Annotated in this window: 18 protein-coding genes and 1 pseudogene; 15 read left to right on the top strand and 4 right to left on the bottom strand. The window is 68.9% G+C overall.

Translation table 11 applies throughout. From position 1 onward, the window contains the following. The first annotated feature begins 70 nt into the window (after positions 1–70). Together recA and R3A49_05075 are read left to right on the top strand one after the other, a co-directional pair. Positions 71–1,891, top strand: a pseudogene (recA, locus tag R3A49_05080) (recombinase RecA). Then, positions 1,877–3,520: an LAGLIDADG family homing endonuclease gene (locus R3A49_05075; GenBank protein ID MEZ5170105.1), complete on the top strand. Its 1,644-nt coding sequence runs from the start codon at positions 1,877–1,879 to the stop codon at positions 3,518–3,520. The pseudogene recA and the gene R3A49_05075 overlap by 15 nt, the downstream one beginning before the upstream one ends. A 3-nt stretch (positions 3,521–3,523) precedes the next feature. Here the strand turns inward: R3A49_05075 and R3A49_05070 are convergent, their stop codons facing one another. Further along, complete coding sequence (locus tag R3A49_05070) at positions 3,524–4,255, bottom strand: sulfite exporter TauE/SafE family protein (protein ID MEZ5170104.1); 732 nt, start codon at positions 4,253–4,255, stop codon at positions 3,524–3,526. A gap of 221 nt (positions 4,256–4,476) precedes the next feature. Between R3A49_05070 and R3A49_05065 the strand changes: the two genes are divergently transcribed. The 8 genes from R3A49_05065 (at position 4,477) to dapE (ending at position 12,957) form a co-directional block, all read left to right on the top strand. Then, positions 4,477–5,262 carry a hypothetical protein gene (locus R3A49_05065; protein MEZ5170103.1) on the top strand — a complete coding sequence of 262 codons (786 nt, stop codon included), beginning with the start codon at positions 4,477–4,479 and terminating at the stop codon, positions 5,260–5,262. 38 nt (positions 5,263–5,300) lie between these two features. Next, positions 5,301–6,686, top strand: coding sequence for a tRNA (N6-isopentenyl adenosine(37)-C2)-methylthiotransferase MiaB (miaB, locus tag R3A49_05060; GenBank protein MEZ5170102.1), 1,386 nt, complete (start codon positions 5,301–5,303; stop codon positions 6,684–6,686). Then, complete coding sequence (miaA, locus tag R3A49_05055) at positions 6,683–7,609, top strand: tRNA (adenosine(37)-N6)-dimethylallyltransferase MiaA (protein ID MEZ5170101.1); 927 nt, start codon at positions 6,683–6,685, stop codon at positions 7,607–7,609. The genes miaB and miaA overlap by 4 nt, the downstream gene beginning before the upstream one ends. Beyond that, on the top strand, positions 7,606–8,457 hold the full coding sequence (gene dapF / locus R3A49_05050) for a diaminopimelate epimerase (GenBank protein ID MEZ5170100.1): 852 nt from the start codon (positions 7,606–7,608) through the stop codon (positions 8,455–8,457). Before miaA ends, dapF begins: the two co-directional genes overlap by 4 nt. Then, positions 8,454–9,761, top strand: coding sequence for a GTPase HflX (gene hflX, locus R3A49_05045; protein MEZ5170099.1), 1,308 nt, complete (start codon positions 8,454–8,456; stop codon positions 9,759–9,761). The genes dapF and hflX overlap by 4 nt, the downstream gene beginning before the upstream one ends. 44 nt (positions 9,762–9,805) lie before the next feature. Further along, positions 9,806–10,942, top strand: a complete 1,137-nt coding sequence (dapC, locus tag R3A49_05040; GenBank protein MEZ5170098.1) for a succinyldiaminopimelate transaminase — start codon at positions 9,806–9,808, stop codon at positions 10,940–10,942. A gap of 75 nt (positions 10,943–11,017) precedes the next feature. Next, complete coding sequence (locus tag R3A49_05035) at positions 11,018–11,845, top strand: 2,3,4,5-tetrahydropyridine-2,6-dicarboxylate N-succinyltransferase (protein ID MEZ5170097.1); 828 nt, start codon at positions 11,018–11,020, stop codon at positions 11,843–11,845. Further along, on the top strand, positions 11,842–12,957 hold the full coding sequence (dapE, locus tag R3A49_05030) for a succinyl-diaminopimelate desuccinylase (protein MEZ5170096.1): 1,116 nt from the start codon (positions 11,842–11,844) through the stop codon (positions 12,955–12,957). The genes R3A49_05035 and dapE overlap by 4 nt, the downstream gene beginning before the upstream one ends. 9 nt (positions 12,958–12,966) lie before the next feature. Here the strand turns inward: dapE and R3A49_05025 are convergent, their stop codons facing one another. From R3A49_05025 to lexA, 3 genes are all read right to left on the bottom strand, one after another. Further along, positions 12,967–13,989, bottom strand: a complete 1,023-nt coding sequence (locus tag R3A49_05025; GenBank protein MEZ5170095.1) for a hypothetical protein — start codon at positions 13,987–13,989, stop codon at positions 12,967–12,969. Then, the gene (locus R3A49_05020) at positions 13,986–16,715 is read right to left on the bottom strand and encodes an HAD-IC family P-type ATPase (GenBank protein MEZ5170094.1); all 2,730 of its coding nucleotides are present in this window, start codon (positions 16,713–16,715) and stop codon (positions 13,986–13,988) included. Before R3A49_05020 ends, R3A49_05025 begins: the two co-directional genes overlap by 4 nt. 66 nt (positions 16,716–16,781) lie before the next feature. Then, the gene (lexA, locus tag R3A49_05015) at positions 16,782–17,420 is read right to left on the bottom strand and encodes a transcriptional repressor LexA (GenBank protein MEZ5170093.1); all 639 of its coding nucleotides are present in this window, start codon (positions 17,418–17,420) and stop codon (positions 16,782–16,784) included. Between the two features lie 313 nt (positions 17,421–17,733). Between lexA and R3A49_05010 the strand changes: the two genes are divergently transcribed. The 5 genes from R3A49_05010 to R3A49_04990 all read left to right on the top strand — a co-directional run bounded on the left by R3A49_05010 (position 17,734) and on the right by R3A49_04990 (position 26,232). Further along, positions 17,734–18,186, top strand: a complete 453-nt coding sequence (locus R3A49_05010) for a LysM domain-containing protein (protein ID MEZ5170092.1) — start codon at positions 17,734–17,736, stop codon at positions 18,184–18,186. Between the two features lie 119 nt (positions 18,187–18,305). Continuing rightward, on the top strand, positions 18,306–18,782 hold the full coding sequence (gene nrdR / locus R3A49_05005) for a transcriptional regulator NrdR (protein ID MEZ5170091.1): 477 nt from the start codon (positions 18,306–18,308) through the stop codon (positions 18,780–18,782). 5 nt (positions 18,783–18,787) lie between these two features. Further along, complete coding sequence (locus R3A49_05000) at positions 18,788–19,117, top strand: hypothetical protein (GenBank protein MEZ5170090.1); 330 nt, start codon at positions 18,788–18,790, stop codon at positions 19,115–19,117. Between the two features lie 191 nt (positions 19,118–19,308). After that, on the top strand, positions 19,309–25,806 hold the full coding sequence (locus tag R3A49_04995; protein MEZ5170089.1) for an LAGLIDADG family homing endonuclease: 6,498 nt from the start codon (positions 19,309–19,311) through the stop codon (positions 25,804–25,806). After that, entirely contained in the window at positions 25,807–26,232 is a 426-nt protein-coding gene (locus tag R3A49_04990) for a hypothetical protein (GenBank protein ID MEZ5170088.1), read from the top strand. The last annotated feature ends 19 nt before the right edge of the window (positions 26,233–26,251 follow it).

The raw sequence follows: 26,251 nt of genomic DNA, 5'->3' as shown, positions 1-26,251 counted from the left end.
GCGCCCACGTGGTGCTTCCCCCGACCGACGACACCGGCGATGCGAGCCGGCAGTGAGGAGCGGAAACGACATGGAGCGTGACAAGGCACTCGACATGGCGCTCGGCCAGATCGAGAAGCAGTTCGGCAAGGGCTCGATCATGCGGCTGGGCGAGCGGGGCCACGTGGGGGTCGAGTCGATCCCCACCGGCGCCCTCTCCCTCGACATGGCACTCGGTGTGGGAGGCCTCCCGAGGGGGCGCGTGGTGGAGATCTTCGGGCCCGAGTCGTCGGGGAAGTCCACCCTCGCCACCCACGTCGTGGCCGAGGCGCAGCGCAACGGAGGCGTCTGCGCGTACGTCGACGCCGAGCACGCCCTCGACCCGGTCTACGCCGAGGCCATCGGGGTCGACATCGACGACCTGCTCATCTCCCAGCCCGACACGGGCGAGCAGGCTCTCGAGATCGTCGACATGCTCGTGCGCTCCGGTGCGCTCGACGTGATCGTCATCGACTCGGTGGCGGCGCTCGTCCCCCGTGCCGAGATCGAGGGCGAGATGGGCGACGCCCACGTCGGGCTCCAGGCGCGCCTCATGAGCCAGGCTCTGCGCAAGCTCACGGCCAACCTCAACAAGTCCCGCACCGTGGCGATCTTCATCAACCAACTGCGCGAGAAGATCGGAGTGATGTTCGGGTGCTTCTCCTACAACACGCGGGTCACGCTGGCTGACGGCACCCAGGAGAAGATCGGCAAGATCGTCAACCAGCGGATGCCCGTCGAGGTGTTGTCCTACGACCCCGACCAGGATGCCGTCGTCCCGAAGAAGGTCGTCGACTTCTTCGACAACGGTCCCACCGATGAGTTCCTCCAGGTCACCGTGGCCAAGCCGGGTGGCAACGGCCGTTCGCAGTTCGCGGCAACGCCCAACCATCTCGTCCGCACGCCGGTCGGCTGGCGTGAGGCGCAGGAGCTGACGGTGGGCGATCGGGTCCTCCAGGCGGTTCCGCACCGCCTGTCCGACTTCCAGTGGGAGGTGATCCTCGGTGGTCTGATGGGCGACGGAGCACTCTCGCCCACACGGTCGGGCCACGGCGCCCGTTTCCGGATCGGCCACGGGGCGAAGCAGGCCGAGTACTGCGACTGGAAGGCCTCGTTGTTCGACAACATCGGCACGAGTCGCACCACCAATGGGCAGGGAGCCGTCTTCCACGACATGGCGCCGTTGGCCGAGTTGGCGGAGTTGCGTCGGGCGGTCTATGTCGGCGGGAAGAAGGTCCTGAGCGACGACTATCTCAAGCGGTTGACACCTCTGTCGATCGCCCTCTGGTACATGGACGACGGTACCTTCGCCGTGCGTGCGAAGGGCCTCCAGGAGAGGACACGGGCCGGGAGCGGTCGCTCGGATATCTGCGTTCAAGCCATGGAGCCGTCCACCCGGCAGCGCCTGGTCGACCACCTGCGCGACACGTGGGGAATCGCACCGAAGCTCGTCGACCGGGGCGGCAAGGCGGTCCTGGTGTTTTCCAAGGACGAGACCGCCAAGCTCCACGCCCTCGTGGCGCCGTTCGTGCACCCGTCGATGGAGTACAAGCTCCTGGAGCGTTTCCGCGGCCGGTTCGATGTCGAACCGGTCACGGTGCCCGAGCGTATGGAGCTCATGCCGCTACCGGTCGTCGACGTGCACCGGCGGCCGCCGAACCGCAGCACACACCGGTTCGACCTCGAGGTCGAGGGCACGCACAACTACTTCGTCGACGGAACGATGGTGCACAACTCACCCGAGACCACCCCGGGTGGTCGCGCCCTGAAGTTCTACTCCTCGGTACGCCTCGACATCCGCCGGATCGAGAGCCTCAAGGACGGCACAGAGGTCATCGGCAACCGGGCCCGCGTCAAGGTGGTGAAGAACAAGTGCGTCGCTGCCGGCACACGGGTCTTCGACCCCGCTACAGGCCTCACGCACCGCGTCGAGGAGTTGATGAACGACGATGTCGGCACCGCAGTGGCGGCGACCGACAAGACCGGGCGGATGCACCACCGGCCGATCGTCCGCCGGATGAACCAGGGTGTGCAGGCCACGATCGGCCTGCGTCTCCGCGACGGGACGGTTCTGAGGCTCACCCCCGACCACCGTGTGCTGACAGCCCGCGGCTGGCAGAAGGCCGGTGAGCTCACGACCGACGACCGCGTGGCGCGACCGCGGCGGATCGGAACCTTCGGGGAGTCCCGTCCGGTGCCGCCCGAGCACGCACGCCTGCTCGGATACCTCATCGGAGACGGCTATGTCGGCGGGAAGACGCCGATCTCCTTCATCAACATCCAGGAGTCGTTGCACGACGATGTCCGTTCGATTGCCAACGACCTGGGGTGCTCGGTACGCCGTCGCGGCATCGAGGCCTCGATCTCCCACCGGCCCGGTGAGCGCAACGGCGTACTCGAGCTGGCCCGCTGGGCAGGCATCTGGGGCCACCTGGCCCCCGAGAAGAAGGCGCCGGCGGCCTTCTTCGCTCCCGACATCGCCGAAGACGTCGTAGCGAACCTCCTCTTCGGCCTCTGGGAGAGTGACGGATATGTGTCGCGCGAGCAGACCGGCGGCGTCCGGTGTGGCTACACGACCACCTCGGAGCAGCTCGCGCACCAGGTCCACTGGTTGCTGCTCCGATTCGGGATCTGGAGTTCCGTGCGGTCGTACGATCCGACTGCCCAGCGGCCGAGCATCATCGAAGGTCGGAGGGTTCAGAGCACACGCCCGGCGTGGGAGGTCCGGGTCAGCGGGATCGACAACGTCACGCGCCTTGCCGAGGTGCTGCCCCTGTGGGGGCCGCGTGGCCGCGTCCTCGGAGCTTCGCTCGCTGATCCCAGCCTGGCCGTGCACCGGGGGTCGCAGACCAACTATCTGGCGCCTGCCCAGACCGAACCCGTCATCGCCTATCTCAAGGGCGCCGGGGTCACTCCGTCGCTGGCGGCACAACTCGTGGGCGACAGTGCGGGAGATCCCCGGGGTGGGTTCCCTCAGGTTCTGGGTGTGAGCCGTCTGCGCCGTGACAGGATCGTGCGGCTGGCCGATGCGCTCGACAGCCAGTTCCTGCGCGACGTCGTCTCCGAGGAGCTCTGGTACGACCGCATCCACGAGATCGAGCCGGCCGAGCAGCGGCCGACCTACGACCTGGAGGTGGAGGAGTTCCACAACTTCGTGGCTGACGGTGTCGTGGTCCACAACTGCGCGGCGCCGTTCCGCCAAGCGGAGTTCGACATCATGTACGGCAAGGGAATCAGCCGTGAGGGAGCGCTTCTCGACATCGCGGTCGACCTCGACATCGTCAAGAAGTCAGGCGCCTGGTTCACCTACGAGGGCGAGCAGCTCGGCCAGGGACGCGAGAAGGTCAAGGCGTTCCTCGCCGAGAACCTCGACCTCATGGTGGAGATCACCGAAAAGGTCCGGCAGGCCTCGGGTATCGACGACGAGCAGGCCGGCGATGTCGACCTCGACGCCGAAGCGGACGGCGAGAGCGCCACGGCCGACGCGGAGGTCTCCGAGTAGGGCTCACCCGCCCAGGCCGAGCCCCCGTACCACCGCGGCGGCGCCGGCGACCGCGGCGAACGCCAGGACGGCCGGTCGGAACCACCGCAGGTGCAGGCGCGCGATCAGGGCGGTGCTGATCGCGAAGCCGACGAGCATCGGCCCGACGAGAAGCACAGCGAGGCGGGCCTTCCAGAGCGTCACTTCGCCTGCCAGAGCGAGGCCCGCCAGGCTGAGCACGGTGCCGGCCAGGTACGACAGCGCGAGGGTGGAGCGCACGACCGCCGGGTCCTGGCCCTGGTAGACGAGCGCCAGCGGCGGTCCGCCGACCCCGGCGGCGGTTCCCATCATTCCCGAGGCCGCTCCACCGGCGAAGGTGAGCCCGGCGGTCGGATGGGGAACGGTGTGCTTCGTGCTGAGGCCGACCGCCACGAGGATCACCGTGCCCGACATCACCGTGATGGCGTTTCCCGACAGCACCGCCAGGAGGAGGATCCCCGCCACCGTGCCGGGGACCCGGCCGAGGAGCATGAACGAGAAGCCCCGCATGTCGATGTGGGCACGCTCGCGAACCGACATGAGAACCGTGAGTGGCATCGCCAGGAGGATGATGACCGTGGGCACGGCGGTGGGCTCGATGATGGCGAGAACCGGTGACATGAGAATTCCCACGCCTATGCCGATGGTGCCCTGGGCCAGCCCACCGGCCAGTGCCACGACGATCAGGAGGCCGATCTCGGTGGCAGTGAGGTTCACGGGTTCAGCGTGCCTGGATGTCGGGGGTCACGCCTCCACGGACGCAGTCGGCGAGCCTAACGGACCGGACGGATGCACCGATTGCTCGTGCTTGCGAGGAGAGGATGTATCGTGTAGTAATACCCGAAATTGCTCGCAGTGGGCGATCGCCACAAACAGACGGTAAGCGCGTTCAGGGGCTGCGCCAGCCGATTGCCCCGAAATCGACGGAACGGGACCCCATGCACCGAAGCACCATCAATCCACGCCGCAGCCTCGTCGCACTCGTGGCCGCTGTCCTGGTCGTTGCTGCGGCGTGCGTTCCGCAGTACCCGGGGCCGACCCCGCCGACCCCCGACGGCGACGGTTTCAAGCGGATGAGCACAAGCCGCGAGATTCTCAACTCCTCGGGCTACAGCTTCGCCATCGAGTATGCGCCGGAATCAGATCTGCGGATGACGCTCCTCCGCCAGAAGCTCGACCCGCTGCTCAACAACGCCGCTACCCAGCTCAATGTCCACACGGGGCTGCCCTTTCCCGGCGTCACGTCACTCTGGCACGGCACCTTCGGCGATGCGGCTCCAACAGGAAAGATCACGGTGACCATCGTGACCGGCGCCGAGATGGCAGCGATCGGTTGCCCGGGAGCGAACGTTGTTGGCTGCGGAGGTGTGTCCACGGCGTCGGGTAAACGTGTGCTCTCCGGGCACATCGCGATCCTCGACCAGCACATCATCGACGCATCCGATCTCGCCTTGTCCACGACCGTGCTGCACGAGCTGGGTCACGCGCTGAACCTCGCCCACTACAACGGCCGGTACGACAACAGAAACGGTGGTACCGAGTACCAGACGATGTGTTGCGATGCCGGGACGGGGCATTATCACGCAGCGACGGGCGACTACCGCGCCGGCGACAAGAACGGACTGAAGTACATGGCCGCCGGCAGCCTCGAAGCCAAGGCCGGGGCCCGGAGTTCGGCGTCCACCGAGGGTGAGATCGAGATCGTCGACGACGTGATGCCGTGAGGGTGGCCAACGCGCCGGTTTCGTAGACTGGACGGCCCATGCGCCGTTTCCACGTCGAGACGTTCGGCTGCCAGATGAACGAGCACGACTCGGAGCGGATCGCGGGTCTGCTCGCCGAGTCGGGTATGGAGTACACCGAGTCGACCGACGATGCCGACGTGGTCGTGCTCAACACCTGCTGCATCCGGGAGAACGCCGACAACAGGCTCTACGGGCGTCTCGGGCGGCTCAAGGCCCTCAAGGAGCAGCGACCGGACCTCCAGATCGCCGTCGGTGGGTGTCTGGCTCAGAAGGACCGCGAGACGATCCTCGAGCGCGCGGGTCACGTCGACGTCGTCTTCGGGACACACAACCTCGCCCACGCTCCCGCCCTCCTGGAGCGGGCCCGCCACGACGGAGCGGTCGTGGAGATCTTGGAGGAGCACGAGGCGTATCCCTCAGCCCTCCCGGCGCGACGCGACGTCGGCCACTCCGCCTGGATCACGATCCAGATCGGCTGCGACAACAACTGCGCGTTCTGCATCGTGCCCGCGGTGCGCGGGCGTGAGGTCAGTCGCCGGATGGGTGACATCCTCCAGGAGGTCGAGGCGCTGGCTACCGACGGTGTGAGCGAGGTCACGCTCCTCGGCCAGAACGTCAATTCGTACGGCCGCGATCTCGGCGCAGGTCGGTACTCACCGCGCTTCGCCGACCTGCTGCGCGCCGTCGACGCCGTCGAGGGCATCCGTCGCATCCGCTACACGTCGCCGCACCCCAAGGACCTCCGCCCCGACACGATCGCGGCCATGGCCGAGTGCGACGCCGTGTGTGAGCACCTCCACCTGCCGCTCCAGGCAGGCAGCGACCGGGTCCTCGCCCGGATGCACCGCGGCTACACGGCACAGCGGTACCTGGCGAAGCTGGACGCCGCCCGGGCCGGTGTACCCGACCTGGCCGTCACGACCGACATCATCGTGGGATTCCCCGGAGAGACCGAGGGCGACTTCCAGGCGACGCTCGACGTCGTCGAGGAGGCCCGCTTCGACGCCGCGTACACGTTCGTCTTCTCACCGCGGCCCGGCACGGAGGCCGCCGACATCACCGACGGCATCGTCTCCCCGGAGACCGCGGCCGAGCGCATGCACAGGCTCACGGCGGCTCTCGAACGCCATGGTGCCCACCTGCATGCGGCCCGTATCGGTCGAACCGAGGAGGTCCTCGTGGAGGGTCCGTCCAAGAAGGACCCGGCCATGTGGAGCGGGCGGACACGTCAGAACAAGCTCGTGCACTTCCCACACGCCGGTATGCCCGCTGCGGTAGGTGGCGACTACGTCGACGTGACCATCGAGTCGGCGGCCTCGCACTGGCTGCGCGGGTCGGCGGTACCCACCACGCATCAGCCGCCCGATGCGGGTCGACGTCTCATCCCCGTCGTCGCCGGGTGACCGCACACCTGGCCCTCGTGGGGCCCACCGCGTCGGGAAAGTCCATGCTGGCGCTGGCGGTCGCCGAGGGACTCGGCGATGTCGAGATCGTCTCGATGGACTCCATGCAGGTCTACCGGGGCATGGACATCGGAACGGCCAAACCGACCACCGTCGACCGGTCGCGCATTCCACACCACATGATCGACCTCGCCGGACCTGCCGAGTCGTGGTCGGTCGTGCGGTTCCGTGACGCCGCGCGTGAGGTTGTCGCCGCCATCGAGGAGCGCGGCCGTCGCGCACTCCTGGCGGGAGGCACCGGTCTCTACGTCCAGGCCGTCATCGACGATCTCCGGTTCCCCGGCGACGATCCTGCGCTCCGGGCCGACCTCGAGGAGGAGACCCGGACGTCGAGCGGGTTGGCGCGTGCCTACGCGCGCCTCGGCGAGCTCGATCCTGTCGCGGCCTGGAGGATCGACGGGCACAACAGGCGGCGGATCGTCCGCGCCCTCGAGGTGACGCTGTCGACCGGGCAACTCTTCTCGTCGTTCGGGCCGGGGGTCGGCACCTTCGGACCGAGCGTGTTCCCGGTCAGCATGGCGGGGGTCTGGCTCCCACGGCGCGTCGTGGCCGCACGTATCGAGGCGAGGGTCGCGGCGATGCGCGACCGGGGCCTGGTCGAGGAGGTTCGCGAGCTCCTCGACGCTCCGGGGGGCCTCGGTCGCACCGCGTCCCAGGCCATCGGCTACGCCGACATCGCCCACGCGCTCGAGAACAGCGCAACCGTGGGAGACGACGTGTTCGCCGCCATCGCGCGCCGCACACGTTCCTTCGCCCGACGCCAGCGGATGTGGTTCCGCCGTGATCCACGCGTCACCTGGTACGGGACGGCGGGAAACCCCGACGCACTCACCCCCGCGCTCCTGGCAGGCTGGAAGCGATGATGCCCGTCACGCTCTCGAAACTCCAGGCCACCGGGAACGACTTCCTGGTCCAGGTCGCGCTCGACGACGCCTGGCGCCCCGACGCGGCCACCGTCGCCCGCCTCTGCGACCGGCACCGTGGCATCGGCGCCGACGGCTACATCGCGCTCCTCGACGGCGACGACGGCGCCGACGCGGCGATGGTCCTGCGCAACGCCGACGGCGGTGTGGCCGAGATGAGCGGCAACGGTATGCGGACCCTGGCGTGGGTCGCCGACAGGGAGGGCCTGACACGTGGCGACCGCCTCGTCGTCGACACCGGGAGTGGCCGCCGAACCGTCGATCTCGAACGCGACGGCCGGGGCGGTGTGGTCGCCGCCGCGGTCGACATGGGCCCGGTCACCTTCGATCCTGCGGCCATCCCGGTCGACGCCGAGTCACCGTTCGGGCTCACGGCCTCTGTCCACGGCACCGAATATGGAGGCGACGCGGCCGGGATGGGGAATCCCCACTGGGTCCTTCTCGTCGACGATCCCGACACCGCACACGTCGAAACCCACGGCCCCCGTCTCAGCACCGACGAGCGGTTTCCGGCCGGCGCCAACGTGGAGTTCGTACACGTCACGTCGCGTTCCGCTTTGCGAATGCGCGTCTGTGAACGTGGCATCGGCGAGACCCTGTCGTGCGGAACGGGTGCCTGCGCCGCCGCCGCCGTCACACACCGTCGGGGCCTCACCGACACCGAGGTCGATGTGATCGTGCCCGGGGGGACACTCCGGGTGTCGCTCGGTGAGACGGTCCGTCTCGGCGGTCCCGTGCGCCACGTCTTCGACGTCGAGGTCGACCCCGACACGATCGAGGCCGCGTGACGCGCTCCCACCAGAACCGCGGTCGCCGGCGGCTCACCGCCACCGAGACCGACCTGGCCGTCGTCGAGCAGCGGGCGCTGCTCGTGGCCGTCGCCGCCGACGCGGAGATCGAGACTGCCGAGCGGTCACTCGAAGAGCTGGAGCTCCTCGTCGACACCGCGGGCGCCCGCCCGGTCGACATCGTGCTGCAGCGTCGGGACGCCCCCGACACGGCCGGCTACGTGGGCTCGGGCAAGATGGCCGAGCTGGCCGACCGGTGCGCCGCCGACGACATCGACGTCGTGATCGTCGACGACGAGCTGACGCCGGCCCAGCAGGCCAACCTCGAACAGGCCTGCCGGGTCGACGTCGTCGACCGGGTCGCCCTGATCCTCGACATCTTCGCCCAGCACGCCTCCAGCCAGGAGGGGATGGTGCAGGTCGAGCTCGCACAGCTCCGCTACCGGCTTCCACGCCTCCGCGGTCGGGGGGTCGAGCTCAGCCGCCTCGGCGCCGGCATCGGAACACGCGGGCCCGGTGAGACGAAGCTCGAGACCGACCGCCGCCGGATCCTGCGCCGTGTGTCACATCTCGAGCGCGATCTCGAGCGCCTCCGTCGCACGCGGGCGACACAGCGCCGGGCCCGCCGCCGACACGCCGTCCCCGCCGTGGCGCTCGTCGGCTACACCAACGCGGGCAAGTCGACGCTGCTCAACCGTCTCACGGGCGCCGAGCTCCTCGTGGCCGACCAGCTGTTCTCCACCCTCGACCCCTCGACCCGACGTCTCGAGCTCCCCGGCGGTGAGACGGTCGTGCTCTCCGACACCGTCGGGTTCGTGCAGAAGCTCCCGCACCAGCTCGTGGAGGCTTTCCGTTCCACGCTCGAGGAGGTCACTCACGCCGATCTCCTCGTCCACGTGGTCGACGGGTCTGCTCCCGATCCGTCGGGTCAGATCGCAGCTGTGCGCGCCGTTCTGTCGGAGATCGGCGCCGACGGTGTGCCGGAGCTGGTTGCCGTCAACAAGACCGACAGAGCCGATCCCCATGTCGTGGCCGGCCTCCTGAGAGACGAGGAGGCCTGCGCTGTGTCGGCCGCCACGGGTGACGGCGTCGAGGAGCTCCGTGATCGGATCGGCTCGCGACTGCGCGCCCGTCATGCCGTTCTCGAGCTGCGTGTTCCCTTCGAGCGGGGCGACGTCATGGCGGCGCTGCACCGGTCGGGGCAGGTCCTCGAGGCGACACACGACGACGACGCGACGACCGTCCGGGCGCGCCTCGCTCCCGAAGACCACGGGCGATTCGCCGAGTTCGCCGTGAGTGAGTGAAGGCCCGGTCGGGGGCTCCCGTGGTGGCAGGTAGGCTCGCCGCGATGGCCACCGGCACCGGCTTCGAGCCGCCTCCCTACCCCCACGACCAGCTCGGGGCGCTCCGGCGGCTCGCCGACGTCGCACCCGGGGGGATCCTCGACTGCTCGGTGGGCTCGCCCACCGATCCCGTACCCGACGTGGTCGTCCAGGCTCTTCGTGAGGGCGCCGAGCCGGGGTACCCACCCTCGGTCGGGACAACCGACTTCCGCACGGCGGCCTCGGCGTGGATGGAGCGACGCCTGGGCGTGTCGGTGGAGGCGGATCACGTCGTGGCGTCGGTCGGCACCAAGGAGCTGGTGGCGTCACTACCGAGGGTGCTCAGCCTGCGGGCTCCGGGGCGTGACAAGGTCCTGTACCCCGCCGTCTCGTACCCGACCTACGCCATGGGCGCCCGGCTCGCAGGGTTGAACCCCGTGGCGGTGCAGCTCACCGACGACTGGCACCTCGACCTCGACAGCATCGACCCTGCCGATGCCGAGGGCGCCCTCGTGCTCTGGGTGAACGAGCCCGCCAATCCCACCGGCTCCACCGGTGACGCAGAGCGCTTCACACGCATCGTCGACTGGGCCCGCGAGCGGCGCGTCGTCGTGGCGAGCGACGAGTGCTACGTGGAGTTCACGGGGATGGACGGCTCCGACCCGGCCCCCGCGACGGTGTTGAGCGCCGGCTCCGACGGCGTCCTCGCTGTGCACTCGCTCTCCAAGCGCTCCAACATGGCCGGGCTCCGTGCCGGTTTCGTGGCGGGCGACCCCGAGCTCGTGGAGTATCTGGGCCTCGTCCGCAAGCACGCGGGGCTGATGGTGCCCGCTCCGGTTCAGGCCGCCGCCACCGCAGCACTCCAGGACGACGCGCACGTCGAGGAGCAGCGCCGGCGCTACATCGAGCGGCGTTCCGAGGCTCTCGCAACCCTGGAGCCGTTCGGAATCGTGCACGACGGTGGCCCGGCCACCTTCTACCTGTGGCTCCGCTCAGCCGACGGAACCGACGACGGCTGGGAGCTCGCCGGGCGACTGGCGGAAGCCGGAACGCTCGTCGCTCCCGGTGATCTCTACGGGCCCGCGGGCGCCGACCACGTGCGACTGGCCCTCGTGCATCCGGCGGAGACCCTCGCGGCGGCTCTCGGGCGGCTCGGGCAGTAGAGCATCCGCCATCGCGCAATACGCTGGGCCGGGAGCCGCAGAGCTGTTCGTCACCCACCGAGTGGAGAGTGAACCGTGGCCGATCTGAGAGAGACCATCGACGCGCTCTACGAGGCGCGCGACGACGTCACAGCTGTGATGCCACGCGACGAGGCCCGCGCCGCCGTCGAGGAGGCAATCGGCCGACTCGACACGGGCGAGGCCCGTGTGGCGGAGGTGGTCGACGGCGATGTCGTCGTCCACGACTGGGCCAAGCGGGCCGTCCTCCTCCTGTTCCGCCTGTCCGACATGGCGACGACGGAGCTGGGTCCCTTCGAGTACGCCGACAAGCTGCCCCTCAAGTCCGGTTACGCGGCCGCCGGGGTGCGGGTCGTGCCCGGCGCCTCGGCCCGCCGGGGAGCGTTCCTCGACCGTGGTGTCACGATGATGCCGTCGTACGTGAACATCGGCGCCTACGTCGGTGCGGACACGCTGGTCGACACCTGGGCCACCGTCGGCAGCTGCGCGCAGATCGGTGAACGTGTCCACCTGTCCGGCGGTGTCGGGATCGGGGGAGTCCTCGAGCCGCCGCAGGCCGCACCCGTGGTCGTGGAGGACGACGCGTTCCTCGGCTCGCGCTCGATCGTCGTGGAGGGAGCACGGGTCCGGCGCGGGGCCAAGCTCGGTGCCGGCGTGATCCTCACGTCGTCGACGCCGGTGATCGACTCCGAGACGGGGGACACCGTCTCGAAGGGCGACATCCCCGAGCGCGCGATCGCCATCTCGGCCATCCGGCCCCGGGAGTTCCCCGGCGGCACCTTCGGGCTGCCGTCCGTCCTGATCCTCCGCTACCTCGACGAGGGCGAGGAGCACGACAAGCTCAAGCTCGAGGCGGTGCTGCGGGAGCACGGGGTGGCGCCGTGACAACACCCGCCTCGGCAATCGCCGCCGTTCGGGACGTTCCCGCCGACGACCTGATGATGCTCACCGAGGCACTCGTGGCCGTTCCGTCGGTGAGTCACCGGGAAACGGATCTCGCCGACGCAATCGAGGCACGTCTCGGCTCGTTGGGCGGCATGATGGCGGTCGAACGGGTCGGCGACAACGTCGTGGCGCGCACCGCCCTGGGAGCCGACGAACGGATCCTCATCGGCGGGCATCTCGACACGGTCCCCGAGAACGGGAACCTTCCCGGGAAGCGCGACGGTGACGTGCTCCGGGGTCTCGGAGCCTCCGACATGAAAGGCGGGCTGGCTGTCATGCTGCGGCTCGCCGAGGAGGCCGCCGCCTCGCGCCACGATCTCACACTGGTCTTCTACGTGGGCGAGGAGGTCGCCGAGGAGCACAACGGGCTCCGGGATCTCTTCGAGCACCGACCCGACCTCGTCGAGGCCGACATGGCGGTCCTCATGGAGCCCACCGACGGATGGGTCGAAGCGGGGTGCCAGGGAACGATCCACCTGCGGGCCGACTTCGAAGGCGCACGGGCACACACGGCACGCCCGTGGAAAGGGGAGAACGCCCTCCATCGCGCCGGGCACATGCTGGCGCGCCTCGACGGGCACGAGGCCCCGACGGTGACCGTCGAAGGCCTGGAGTTCCGTGAGTCGCTGCAGGCCGTGCACGTGGAGGGTGGTGTCGCCCGCAACGTCGTGCCCGACCGGTGTTCGGTGGTGGTGAACCGTCGCTATGCCCCCGGGCCGACACCGGAGGAGGCCGTGGCCCGGACCGAGGCGCTGCTGCCGGAAGCCGACAGCCTCGAGGTGGTCGCGGTCTCACCGGCCGCTCCGCCGGGCCTGTCCGACCCACTCGTCGCCGAGTTCGTGGGCACGCTCGACCTCCGTGTCCGACCCAAGCTGGGGTGGACCGACGTGGCGCGATTCACCGCGCACGGAGTTCCGGCGCTGAACTTCGGGCCCGGCGACCCCGAGGTCGCGCACACGGCGGGTGAGTGGGTCGACCGCGCGTCGCTCGAGGGCGCTCACCGGGTGTTGGCGTGGTTCCTCGGGATCGACCGCTCCGATCCGACCCCCTGACCCGGCCGTCTATCCCGCGCGTGCGACGGCGGCGAGGAGGAGCACGTAGGCGACGAGCAGGACGAGCGCGTCGGGCTCCAGGCGCCAGATCCGTGTCTCGGAGCCGTGCACGATCGCAGCGACCGCCAGCGCCATCATGACGATCGCTCCGACCCCGGCCACGGCGAGTGAGGAGCTTCCGGCGCCGAGGACGGATTGCGATCCGTGGGCCAGGTCGACGAAGACGAGGAGAGCGACGTTCGCGGCGTTGCTGCCGAACAGGTTTGCGACGGCGAGGTCGAAGGCGCCCAGCCTCAGAGCTCCGAGTGATGTGATCAGCTCGGGAAGAGACGTCGTGACAGCGAGGAGGGCGACACCGGCGAAGGTCTCCGAAATGCCCGTGCGGTTCGCCATCTCCTGTGTCGACGAGGCCACGAGAGGCGCCGACATCACGATGACGAGGGCCGCGAGGCAGAACCTCAGGCCGAAGCCGCGAACGGACCGTCCGTTGGGGAGGACCTCCGCGCGCTCCGAGTCGTCAGGCCGGAGCGGGGATTTCACGGTGCGCAGCGACTCGGGCGAACGCCGGAACCACGCCAACGCGGCGATGTAGACACCGGTGATCACCACCGGGAGGATTCCGAGCGGTCCGATTCGCACGCCCGAGGGGTCGAGGATGCCCACGACCGCGAGACCTGTGAGCACGGTGGCCAGCGAGGCGACGCGCGCGTGGTCGAGGCCGACCGTCGGCCACACTCGTCCCCGGTAGGCGAGGTCGAGGACAGCGAGGATGGCCATGTTGGCCATGCTGCTCCCGAACAGGTCACCGACAGCGAGATCGGGCGAGCCCTCGAGGGTCGCGGCAACGGCGGTCACCGCCTCGGGCAACGACGTCGCGATGGCCATGAAAATGGCACCGACGAACACGGCGGTCAGCCGGGTCCGCGCCACGATCTGGTCGGCACTGCGGGCGAGGTCGAAACCCGATCCGACGAGGACGGCGGCCGAGATGACAAAGACGCCCGTCAGTTGCCAACCGGCAAGCGTGCTCACCGGCCGTCGGCGACCCGGGCACGCGCTCGGCGAAGGAGTTTCTCCGTGCCGACGACAGCGAACACTCCCACCGCGACCGCCGCGATGCGCGCCCATGCACCGACGTTGATCGGCGCAGTGTGGAAGAGCGTGTTCATCGCCGGCACATAGGTGAAGAGCACCTGGAGGACGATCATCGCGAGAGAGCCCGCGATCACCCACCGGTTGCTGAAGACGCCGACGCTGACGATCGACCGTTCGAGTGAGCGGCAGTTGAACAGATACGTGAGCTCGATCATCACGAAGACGTTGACGGCCACCGTCCGTGCGGCCGCATCGGAGGCTCCGTTGGCCAACTCCAGGTGAAACAGCCCGAAGGCGCCCAGGACCATGAGGAACGAGACGAGTGCGATCCTCCACACGAGTGTCGGGGTGAGCAGCGGCATCGACGGATCCCTCGGAGGTCGGAGCATCACGTCACTCTCCCGGGGCTCGAAGGCCAACGCGATCCCGAGTGCCACGGCGGTGGTCATGTTCACCCAGAGCACCTGAACGGGCAGGATCGGCAACGTCGAGCCGGCGATGATGGCAACGAGAATGACGAGGCCCTCACCCATGCTCGTGGGCAGGGCCCAGACGATGAACTTGGTCAGGTTGTCGAACACGCCTCGGCCCTCTTCGGCCGCGGCCTCGATCGTGGCGAAGTTGTCGTCGGTGAGAACCATGTCGCTCGCCTCTTTGGCGACCTCGGTTCCGCTGCGGCCCATCGCGATGCCGATGTCGGCCTGTCGCAGGGCCGGCGCGTCGTTGACGCCGTCTCCGGTCATGGCGACGACGTGCCCACGACTCTGGAGAGCACGAACGAGTCGCAGCTTCTGCTCCGGCGAGACTCGCGCGAACACGCTCGCCCTCTCGGCAGCGTCCGGGAGGTCGTCGTCGCCGCAGGCGGCGAGATCGTTGCCGTCCATGACGGCTCCCGCCGTCTGGCCGTCGCCGGCGGACTCGACCAGGCCGAACTCGTCGGCAATCGCCCGCGCCGTTGCGACGTGGTCCCCGGTGACCATCTTCACGCCGATTCCGGCGGACCGGCAGGCCGCGACAGCGCTGACCGCCTCGGAGCGAGGCGGATCCGCCATGGCCTGGAGCCCGAGGAAGACCACGTGCGCCTCACGGAGATGGTCGTGACCGAGACCTGCCTCCTTGGGGAGCTCCGCCCGGGCGAAGGCGAGGACGCGCAGCGCCCTGCCGGCCAACGCGTTGGCTTCGGCCAGGATCCGCCCGGCGTCGAGATCGATCTGGGCCCCGTCGGCGTCGAGTTGCGCGTCGGCGAGGCCCACGATCATCTCCGTCGCACCCTTGATGTAGACGACAGGCGGGCCCGAACCGTCGGGCTCGTGCAGCGTCGCCATGTAGCGGGTCTCGGACTCGAAGGGAAGACTGTCGAGCCGGGGGAGTGCCTCGGCCACGGACTCGCGGTCCACATCCGCATGGGCACCCGACACGAGGAGTGCCGCCTCCGTCGGATCACCCACGACCTCGACACCCCCGTCACGGTCGTCGATGCGGGTGTCGTTGCACGCGACGCCGGCGACGAGACAATCTCGGACCGCTGGAACCGTCGCGACGTCGACGCGGCGGCCATCACGTTCCAGTCGCCCGCCCGGTGAGTATCCGTCACCCGTCACCTGGAACGCCTCACCGCCCGCCCACAACTCCCGCACAGTCATCTCGTTTCGCGTGAGCGTGCCCGTCTTGTCGGTGCAGATCACGGTCGTTCCGCCGAGAGTTTCGACGGCGGGGAGTTTCCGGACGATCGCGTGGCGCCGCGCCATCCTGCTGACGCCGATGGCCAACGTGATCGTCACGACGGGTGGCAGTCCTTCGGGGATCGCCCCCACGGCGAGCGCGACGGCGGCGGTGAGCATCTCCCCCGCCGGTTCACCGCGTGCGAAGCCGATCGCGAAGGTGACCGCAGCGAGAGCGAGAATCGCCACGGTCAACAGCTTGCTGAACTGGGCGATCTTGCGTGTCAGTGGAGTCTCGACGTCGGTGGCGGTTCCGACGAGGCGGTGGATCGTCCCGATCTCGGTCTGCGCGCCCGTGGCGACCGCGACGCCGCGCCCACGGCCGCGGCTCACGAGCGTGCTCGAGTAGGCCATGTTGGCGCGGTCACCGAGCACGGTCCCGGTCGGAAGGACGGTCTGCTCCTTACGAGCCGCCACCGACTCGCCGGTCAGGGCGGACTCGTCGACTTCCAGGTCCTCCACCTCGATGAGCCGGAGATCTGCCGGAACCTTGTCGCCCGCTTCGAGCATCACGAGGTCGCCCGGCACGACATCGTCCGACGAGATACGACGCGTTGTGCCGTCGCGCACAACTGTCGCCGCGGTTCGCGTCATCGCCACCAGCGCGTCGAGCGCTGCCTCGGCACGGGACTCCTGGACGTATCCGATCACGGCGTTGATCAGCACGACGCCGAGGATCACGCCGGCGTCGACGGTCTCGCCCAGAGCGAGGGTGGCTGCGGCGGCGACCAGGAGGATGTAGATGAGCGGATTGTGGAATTGGAGCAGGAAACGAAGGAGGGGCCCGCGCCGGTGGACCGGGGGGAGAACGTTGTGGCCGAAGCGACGGAGCCGGTCTCGGGCCTCCCCGGCATCCAGCCCGACGTGCGCGTCGGTCTCGACGAGAACGAGGACCTCGTGCGCGGGGAGCTCGTGGTGGTTCCGGTCCGTCTCGATACCCACCCGCGAACCTTCCCCGTCGGGAGGTGGCCGAGTCCAGCCGTCGGAGCGGTCGGCCCGGCGCTCGCGCTACAGGCGGCGCAGAACGGTGACGACGCGGCCGTAGACAGTGACGTCGTCGGGGTCGAAGACCATCTCGTCGAGGTCGTCGTTCTCGGGACGCAGCACGATCCGGTCGCGGCGCCGGAGGAACGTCTTGACGGTCGCCTCGCCGCCGGGGATGCCGGCGGCCACCACGTCGCCGTTGTCGGCGGTCTCCTGGCTGCGCACCACGACGAGGTCGCCGTCGTGGATGCCGGCTCGGATCATCGAGTCGCCGCGCACCCGAAGCATGAAGAGGTCGCCGCCACCGGTGAGGTCCTCGGCGATCGGGAGGGTCTCCTCGACGTTCTCGGCGGCCAGGACGCCGGTGCCCGCGGCGATGTCGCCCACCAGGGGGACGTGGCGGACCGGGCGTCGCTCGACGGCGGCGCCCGAGCTGGGGTCGAGTGACACCTCGATGGCCCGGGGCTTCGTGGGGTCGCGCCGCAGGTAGCCCTTGTCCTGGAGGGCGGCGAGATGGGCGTGGACGGTGGAACTCGACGAGAGGCCCACGGCCTCTCCGATCTCCCGCACGCTCGGCGGGTAGCCGCGTGTTCGGACCTCGCTGTCGACGAACTCGAGGACCTGGCGCTGCCGGTCTGTGAGCTCCGGTGCGTTTCCTGCCATGTGGGCACGGTAACACGATCAGGTGTTCGGGGCAAACATTTGTTCGCAGTGGGCTTGACAGGGAACAGGTGTTCGGTGTTGTATACGAACACGCGTTCGAGCACCCGGATCCGTCGCCTCCCCCGAGATCGGCGGGATCCCGGGCCACCGGGGTAGCTGTCACACCCGGATGGTGTGCTCGTGGGCGTCACGCCGGTGGCAGGCCGAGGGGCGGTACGGGGCTCGGCCCGGCACCGGCGGGGCCCGACAGCCAGCAAGCAGAACGAACAGCCGGGCCGGTGCGGACCGGCACGACGCCGCAAGGAGCGACACCATGGCCGCCATCACGTTCGAGGCCCGAGGCGGGACCCCCGTCCCCGCCGGAGCCGGGCGAAGCCCACGACCGACTCTCCGCCTTGTTCACGATGATCCCGGGACCGGCCGGGTACGTGAGGGCCGGGCGCCCTCCGCAGCGGTGTTCCGACGCCGGCGGATCGTGGCGGCGCTTGTCGCCGTTCCCGTGGCGATGCTCCTGGCGGTCGGTGTCTCGCTCGGCACCGAGCGTGCCTTCGAGGCGCTCGGTGCCGCGGCCGGTGCGGCGGCGCCGGCCGCCGACGACGACGTGGCGGCCACGAGCTACGTCGTGGAGCCGGGCGACACGCTCTGGGACGTTGCGCAACGTGTCGCGCCGGGCACCGACCCCCGCCCCGTCGTCGACTCCCTCGCCGAGGCGCGTGGCACGAGTGCCGTGTCGCCGGGCGAGACGATCACCTGGGTCGGCCGGTAGTCCCCCTCCGGCCGATCCGTCGGGGAGCGCATCGACGCCCGCCGGTCCCGTCCCCCGGGCCGGCGGGTGTCGAGCGGTCCGGCCCCGGCCCGGGCCCACGACTGGCTAGCGTGGGGGAGATGCGGTGCCCGTACTGCAGCGGCCTCGAGGACAAGGTCGTCGACTCCCGCCTCGCCGAGGACGGCGGGGCCATCCGTCGCCGTCGTGAGTGCACGACCTGCTCGCGCCGCTACACCACCTACGAACGCCTCGAGGAGCAGCCACTGCGCGTCGTGAAGCGCTCCGGCGACACGGAGCCGTTCGAGCGCCAGAAGCTCGTGGGCGGCATCCGTCAGGCCACGACGGGGCGGCCCGTGGAGGACGCCACCGTGGAGGCGATGGGGCTCGAGATCGAGGAGGTGCTGCGCGGCGTGGGCCCCGAGGTCACCTCCGACGACATCGGCCTCGCGGTCCTGGAACGCCTGAAGGCGCTCGATCCGGTCTCGTACCTGCGCTTCGCGTCGGTCTACAAGGAGTTCGACGACGTCGAGGACTTCGAGCGCGAGGTCACGATGCTCCAGAAGACGACGGCGCCCAAGACCCGGCAGCGGCGCTGAGCGCCGTGTCGTCGGATCGCCGACGCCGTGTCGCGGCGCGTGTTCGACGCTGGTCACCGGGAACCGTCGTCGCCCTCGTCGTCGCCGTCGTCGTTCTCGTCTGGTCGATCGCGTACGCCGCCAGGGAGCCCTCGCGGCTGCGTATCACCGATGCCGCCGACACCACCGTCGAGCTCCCCGACGGGGAGACCGTCGAGGGCTTCGCCGGTGTGGCACTGCCCGACGGCGCCGAGGTCGTCACCGGCGCGGACGGGTTCGCCCTCGTCGGCGACACCCGGCTCGGCCCCGACTCGACCGCCGCGGTCGTCGACGGCGAACTGGTGCCCGACCCGTGAAGCCCCGACCGGCCGGCCCGGCATGTGCGCCGCCTCACGAGTGCGAACCTTCGCGAACGCCCACTGACCTGCGGTTCTGACGGTGGTCCTCCATTGACAGCGGGTGAATCGCAGTGCTGTAATTCACCACTACCTTGTGTTGACCGATCATACGACCACAAGATGTTGTGGTCTGAGGGGGGAGAGCCGGAATGGCAATAGCGCCGGAGCAGACGGGGATCGGGATCAGGCGGCACTACACCACGGCCGGGGCCCATCCCTACGACGAGCTCGAGTGGGAACGGCGCGACGCGCGCATCCAGAACCACACCGACGGCACCGACGCCTTCTTCCAGCCCGGCGTCGAGTTCCCCACGGGGTGGTCGCAGAACGCCGCCAACATCGTCGCCCAGAAGTACTTCCGGGGCACGCTCGGCACGGCGGAGAGGGAGTGGTCGCTGCGCCAGGTCGTCGACCGCGTCGTCGACACCATCACCGCCTGGGGTGAGCGCGACGGCTACTTCACGTCCACCGAGGAGACGGAGGCCTTCCGCGACGAGCTGAAGCACATCCTCGTCAACCAGCACGCCGCCTTCAACTCACCCGTGTGGTTCAACATCGGCGTCGAGGGTGTACCGCAGCAGGCCTCGGCGTGCCAGCCGTACGAGGCGCCCGTCGTGACGCCGATGGGGCTCGTGCCGATCGGCGAGCTCGTCGAACGGGAGGCCGTCGGGGAAAAGGTCTACGACGCGCACGGACTCACGAGGATCGTTGCTGTCAAGCACAACGGTCGCAAAGAAGTTCACCGTGTCCACACGAAGGCCGGCGTGACGCTCGACGTCACAGCCGACCACCTCGTGTGGCGTTCCTCGGGAGAGAGGTCAGGTCGATTCGTTCCCGCTGGTGACCTCGTCGCGGGCGACACCCTCGAGTGGCACCGTTCGGAATCGTGGGGTGACGGTGAGATCCTCACCAAGGAGATCGCCGAGGCGGCTCTGGCGGGCTGGTTGCAGTCGGACGGTTTCGTCGGCCAGTACGCGGGCACCAACCGTTCACTGACGATCGAGGCGATGACCGTCACCTCGGAAGAACACGAGTGGGTGAACCGCGCGATCGATGTCGTCCTCGGAGGGGTACACCGTCACGAGGTGTCGGTCGCCACCGACGACCCGACGCTGGATTGTCGCCGGATCCGGCTGTACGGCGAGGTCCTCCGTCCGTTCGTCGAAAAGTGGGATCTCCTCGCCCGCGGCACCGACATGTGCATTCCCGACCGCCTCCTCACCGCTCCACAGCCCGTGGTCGCGGCCTACCTGAGAAGCCTGTTTCAGGCTGAGGGGTACGTTTCGGTCCGGGCGGCCACGTGCAAGGTCGGACTCGACATGATCTCCGAAGATGTGGTTCGCGGCGCGCAGCGCCTGCTGTCGCGTTTCGGGATCTTCTCGCGTGTGCGCCGCAAGCGGGATCGCCGCGAGAACCGGCACGACCTGTGGTCATTGTCGGTGCAGGTCGCGGGCGATCGCCGCCGATTTGCCGACAGCATTGGTTTCGTCGACGAGCGCAAGCGCGGCAAGCTCGATTGCGGTCTCGAGATCCCAGGCCGCGCCGCGCTACCGGTCAAGCGGCTCGAGATCGAACGGGTCGAGTCGATCGGCGAGACCGACGTCTACGACATCCAGACCGAGAGCGGCGAGTACTTGAGCGGCAACATCCGCGTGCACAACTGCTTCATCCTCGCCGTCGACGACACGATGGACGGCATCCTCAACTGGTACCGCGAGGAGGGGATCATCTTCAAGGGTGGCTCTGGCGCGGGCATCAACCTCTCCAACATCCGTTCGTCGGTGGAGGGCCTCAAGGGTGGAGGAACCGCCAGCGGCCCTGTGAGCTTCATGCGCGGTGCCGACGCGTCCGCGGGAACGATCAAGTGCCTGCACGAGGACACACCGATCGCGACCGATCACGGTGTGGTGCCGATCCGTGACGTCCGGCCCGGCTGGCAGGTCGACACGAGGTTCGGACTGCAGGACGTCGAGGCGGTGCACGACAACGGGATCCGCCCGCTCGTGCGCGTCCGCACCGAGCTCGGCGACGAGATCGTGTGCACTCCCGAGCACCGGTTCCGCGTTCGCTGCGCCGACGGGGAGCAGTGGCGCCGGGCCGGAGAGCTCGAGGCTGACGACCGGATCCTCATCGATCTTTCCGGGGCCGATCACGGACGACCTCAGGCGCTCGAACCGGTGGAGCCCGGCCACCACCGGGAGATCGACCACGATCTCCCCGAGACGATCGACGAGGCCTTCGCGCTCTGGCTCGGCTGGATCTGGGGCGATGGATCCATCACGAAGAATCAGAACGCCGAGTTCGTGACGGTCCAACTCGGAGACGAGGATGCCGAGCTGGCATCACGGTTTCGCGCTCTCACGCGTACGGTCTTCGGATCGCGCGTCCACTTCTACGAGAACCGGCACGATGATCGCCCGGACGCATCGTGTTCACTTCGTTTTTCGTCCGGTCAGATCATTCGCTTCTTGGAGCGCAACGGCCTTCGGAAGCCGAAGTCGAAGGACCTCAGCGTCCCCGCCTCTGTGAAATCCTCACCGGCCTCTGTGCGCGCGGCGTTCCTGGCCGGTTTGTTCGAGGCCGACGGTCATGTCGGCAACGGATACCCACAACTCTCCACGGTGAGTGAGCAACTCGCCGTGGACGTCCACCGGCTCCTCACGTCGATCGGTGTGCTGTCGACGATCGGGCGGATCGACGACCGGCGTACTGCGTTCGGTGACCGACCGGTGTCGGTGGTGCGCGCTGTCTCGGGTGAAGCCGTCCGGAGGTTCGCGAAGTTGGTGGGCTTCGTCTCCGAACGCAAGTCCGCAGCGCTGGATGCTGCCGTCGAACGCAAGAACGCGAGCCCGTTCGAGACGAAGTGGGTGCTCCCCCATGTCGTAGGCGAGCTCTGCCGGGTCTGGGAACGGTCATCGGACCAGCGCCTCCGACGCGCGATCGCTCCGTACTGCCGGTATCGGCAGCCACGCTCGATCAGTCTGCTCCGTGTCCGCGCACTGCTCGAGCGTTTCCCGGAGGAGTTGGGCAACACCTCGCTCGTTCGCTTCGCCGAGGGCCGCGATTGCTACGTCGCCGTGTCGGTGGAAAACGCCGGGGAGGGGCCGGTGCGCGATCTGACCGTCGCCAACGCCCACGAATACTCCGTGAATGGTACAGTTGTGCACAATTCAGGCGGAAAGACCCGTCGGGCGGCCAAGATGGTGATCCTCAACGCCGACCACCCCGACATCGAGGAGTTCATCTGGTGCAAGGCGCGTGAGGAGCAGAAGGCCCGCGCGCTCGGCGAGGCGGGCTTCGACATGGACCTCGACGGAGCCGACTCCCATTCGATCCAGTACCAGAACGCCAACAACTCGGTGCGCGTCACCGACGAGTTCATGCAGGCCGTGGTCGACGACGCCGACTGGGAGCTGCGCGCGGTGCTCGACGGCGAGCCCGTCAAGACGGTGAAGGCCCGCGAGCTCATGCGTCAGGTCTCCGAGGCGTCGTGGCAGTGTGCCGACCCGGGCATGCAGTTCGACACGACCATCAACCGCTGGCACACCGCCTCGAACACCGGCCCCATCAACGGCTCCAACCCGTGTAGCGAGTACATGCACATCGACAACTCGGCGTGCAACCTGGCGAGCATCAACCTCCTCAAGTACCTGCGCGACGACGGCACGTTCGACGTGGAGGCCTACGAGCACACGGTCGAGGTCGTGTTCACCGCTCAGGAGATCCTCGTCGGCAACGCCGACTACCCGACCGACAAGATCGCCGATAACAGCCGGGCGTTCCGTCAGCTCGGTTTGGGCTACGCCAACCTCGGCGCGCTCCTCATGGCACAGGGCCTGCCCTACGACTCGCACGAGGGGCGCACATGGGCGGCGGCGCTCACGTCACTCATGACGGGTCACGCCTACGCCACCAGCGCACGCACAGCGGCGCGCATGGGGCCCTACGCCGGCTATGCGGAGAACACCGAGCCCACGCTGAATGTGCTGCGGATGCATCGCGAGGAGACGGCGAAGATCGACGAGGAGGCCGTTCCGCCCGAGATCCTCTCGGCGGCGCAGCGCTCGTGGGACGACGCCGTGGCGCTCGGCGAGGCGCACGGCGTGCGTAACTCCCAGGCCTCGGTTCTGGCGCCCACAGGCACCATAGGTTTGATGATGGACTGTGACACCACCGGCATCGAGCCCGACCTGGCACTCACGAAGGCGAAGAAGCTCGTCGGCGGGGGAACGATGTTCATCGTCAACAAGACGATCCCGCGCGCGCTCGAGCGTCTCGGCTACCCGCCCGAGCAGATCGACGAGATCGTGCGCTACATCGACGACAACAAGACCATCATCGGGGCGCCCGGCTTCAACGCCGAGCACCTGCCGGTCTTCGCCTGCTCGATGGGTGACAACCCGATCCACTACAGCGGCCACATCACGATGATGGGAGCGGTGCAGCCGTTCATCTCGGGAGCCATCTCCAAGTGCGTCACCGGCGACACGCTGCTGGCCACTGCCGACGGCCTCGTGCGGATCGGAGAGCTGCACGACGGCGAAGCACCCGACAGCTTCCGGGACGCGACGATCGAGGTCGCGTCGCTGTACGGAACGCACAAGACCGACGCCTTCTACTACGGCGGTGAGCGACCGGTACGCGAGGTGGTGCTGCGCTCCGGACAGCGCGTGACGGGTACTCCGAACCACCGGCTCCTCGTGGCCGGTGAAGAGGGACTCGACTGGAAACGGCTCGACGAACTCGAGCGCGGTGACTGGGTCGCGACCCGCTACGGAACAGAGCTGTGGTCCGAGCTGCCCGCACGCTTCGACGACTTCACCGCGTCGGCGAAGTACGGGTCGCAGAAGCAGGTGCGGGTCCCCGACGAGATGTCCGAGGAGCTCGCATTCCTGCTCGGGGCGTACGCGTCCGAAGGTCACACGATCCGCTCGACGTGGACGATCGTCGTGACGAACTCGGTCGATGCCGTGCTCGATCGAGTGGCGCGAGCGTGGCCGAATCTCTTCGGTGTCCAGGCGAAGATCGATCGACGTGCCGGGCGCTGTCCACAGGTCGTGGTGTCCTCGAAGGAGATCGTCGAGTTCCTCGAACATCTCGGCTGTGGTGCACGCGCAGCGGCGAAGCGGATCCCCGACGCCGTCCTGCGATCGCCCCGTTCGATGGTGTTGGCGTTCCTCCAGGGACTCGCGCTCGACGCGTACGTGTCCGTCTCCTCCATGCCGAAGTGGGCGATCTGCCTCGACAGCCCGGCGCTGCTCGACGACCTCCAGGCGGTGCTCGCGAACCTCGGTGTCGTCCATGGGCGGATCGGCAAGCGCAATGACCGCTACGGCAAGACCTACGACGAGGTGTACGCAACCGGGCTGCAGGCGGCGCACCTCGTCGAGCTCGTTCCGTTCCTCGAGCCCGACAAGGCCGCTCGCGCCGAGCGGCTCTGCGAGAAGGCCCACGACTCCCGGCACAACACGTCGGATGTCCTTCCCGGGATCGATTCGCGCGCGCTCTACGAGCTCCTACCGCGAGGGCGATCAGGGCGATCGGGTAAGGGGACAGGGGTCCGCGCCCAGTTCGCGTTCCTCTGCGACCCACGAACGTCGCGCGTGACCCGTGAGACTCTCGGTCGTGTTGCTGCCGTACCGGGTGTGGCGCTTCCCGAGTGGTTGGTGCGGGTCCTCGACGACGACCTGCACTTCAGCCCGGTGGAGTCGGTCGGAGACGCCGGGTCCCGGGAGGTCTTCGACGTGTCCGTTCCGGTCACGCACGCCTTCGTCGGGAACGGGATCGTGAACCACAACACGGTCAACGTCCCCGAGGAGGTCACGGTCGAGGACGTCGAGCAGCTGCACATCGACGCCTGGAGGCTCGGCCTCAAGGCGGTGGCGATCTACCGCGACAACTGCAAGGTGGCGCAGCCGCTCGCCACACAGAAGAAGGCGGGTGCAACGGCGGACGGACCTGTCGCCGAGACGCCGGCAGAGACCGTCGAGCGGATCGTCGAGACGGTGATCGTGCAGGAGCCCGTCCGCCAGAAGCTCCCCAAACAGCGTGACTCCAAGACCTTCTCGTTCCGTGTGGCCGACTGCCACGGATACGTCACCGTCGGTCAGTTCGAGGACGGGCGACCCGGCGAGATCTTCCTGAAGGTCGCCAAGCAGGGTTCCACGCTGGCGGGGATCATGGACGCCTTCGCCATCTCGGTGAGCCACGGTCTCCAGTACGGCGTGCCGCTGGAGGCGTTCGTGCGGATGTACACCAACATGCGCTTCGAGCCCGCGGGCATGACCGACGACCCCGACATCCGGTTCGCCACGAGCCTCGTCGACTACATCTTCCGCCGTCTGGCGGTCGAGTACCTCGAGTACGACAAGCGCGAGGCGCTCGGCGTGCTCACGATCGACGAACGCAAGCAGCCCACGCTGCCGGGTGTGGAGGAGGCCGCCATCGGGCAGTCGTCGTCGCTGGATCTTCCGCTCGACGACCAGCCGCCCGCCGCCGAGGCCGACACGCCGGCTCCGCCCAGCCCGCCTGTGCCGCGTGCCCGCCAGGCCGAGACGGTGATCTGCCACGTGTGCGGCGACATCATGCAACCCGCCGGGTCGTGCCACGCCTGCCCGTCGTGTGGGGCGACCAGCGGCTGCTCGTAGGTGGCCCGTCCGGCCGTACTGGTCGTCGTCGCACTCACCGCCGTACTGGTCGTCGCCGGCTGCGGCGGCGGCACGGGTAGCGGCGCCACCGGGATCGCCCCGGGCGCGCTCGCCGATCTCCCGCGGCTCGACGGCAGTCGGGAGCTGCCCGAAGCGGGTGACACGGTCGGCCGCGGCTTCGTGCGGGAGGCGGCGACACCTCTCGATGTGCTGCGCTTCTACCGCTTCGAGCTCCCCCGGACAGGCTGGGAGCAGATCGGCACGGTCGACGCGGTGGGAGCCGGTGCTCTCCGTGGAAGGTGGTGGCGGGGCGACCTGCTCCTGGAGGTCAGTGCCGGCTACCCACCCACGACCGACACCGAGGTCGCGACCGAAGGGCCGGCCGTCGAGTACAGCCTGGTCCTCCGGCCGGTCGACGCTCCCTGAATCCCGCCGGTGCGCCGGT

Source organism: Acidimicrobiia bacterium, assembly GCA_041394025.1.
In the GTDB taxonomy this organism is placed as follows: Bacteria; Actinomycetota; Acidimicrobiia; order IMCC26256; family JAOSJL01; genus JAOSJL01.
Note: the sequence above shows the minus strand (reverse complement) of the source record. Positions and strands in the feature narration are given on the sequence as shown.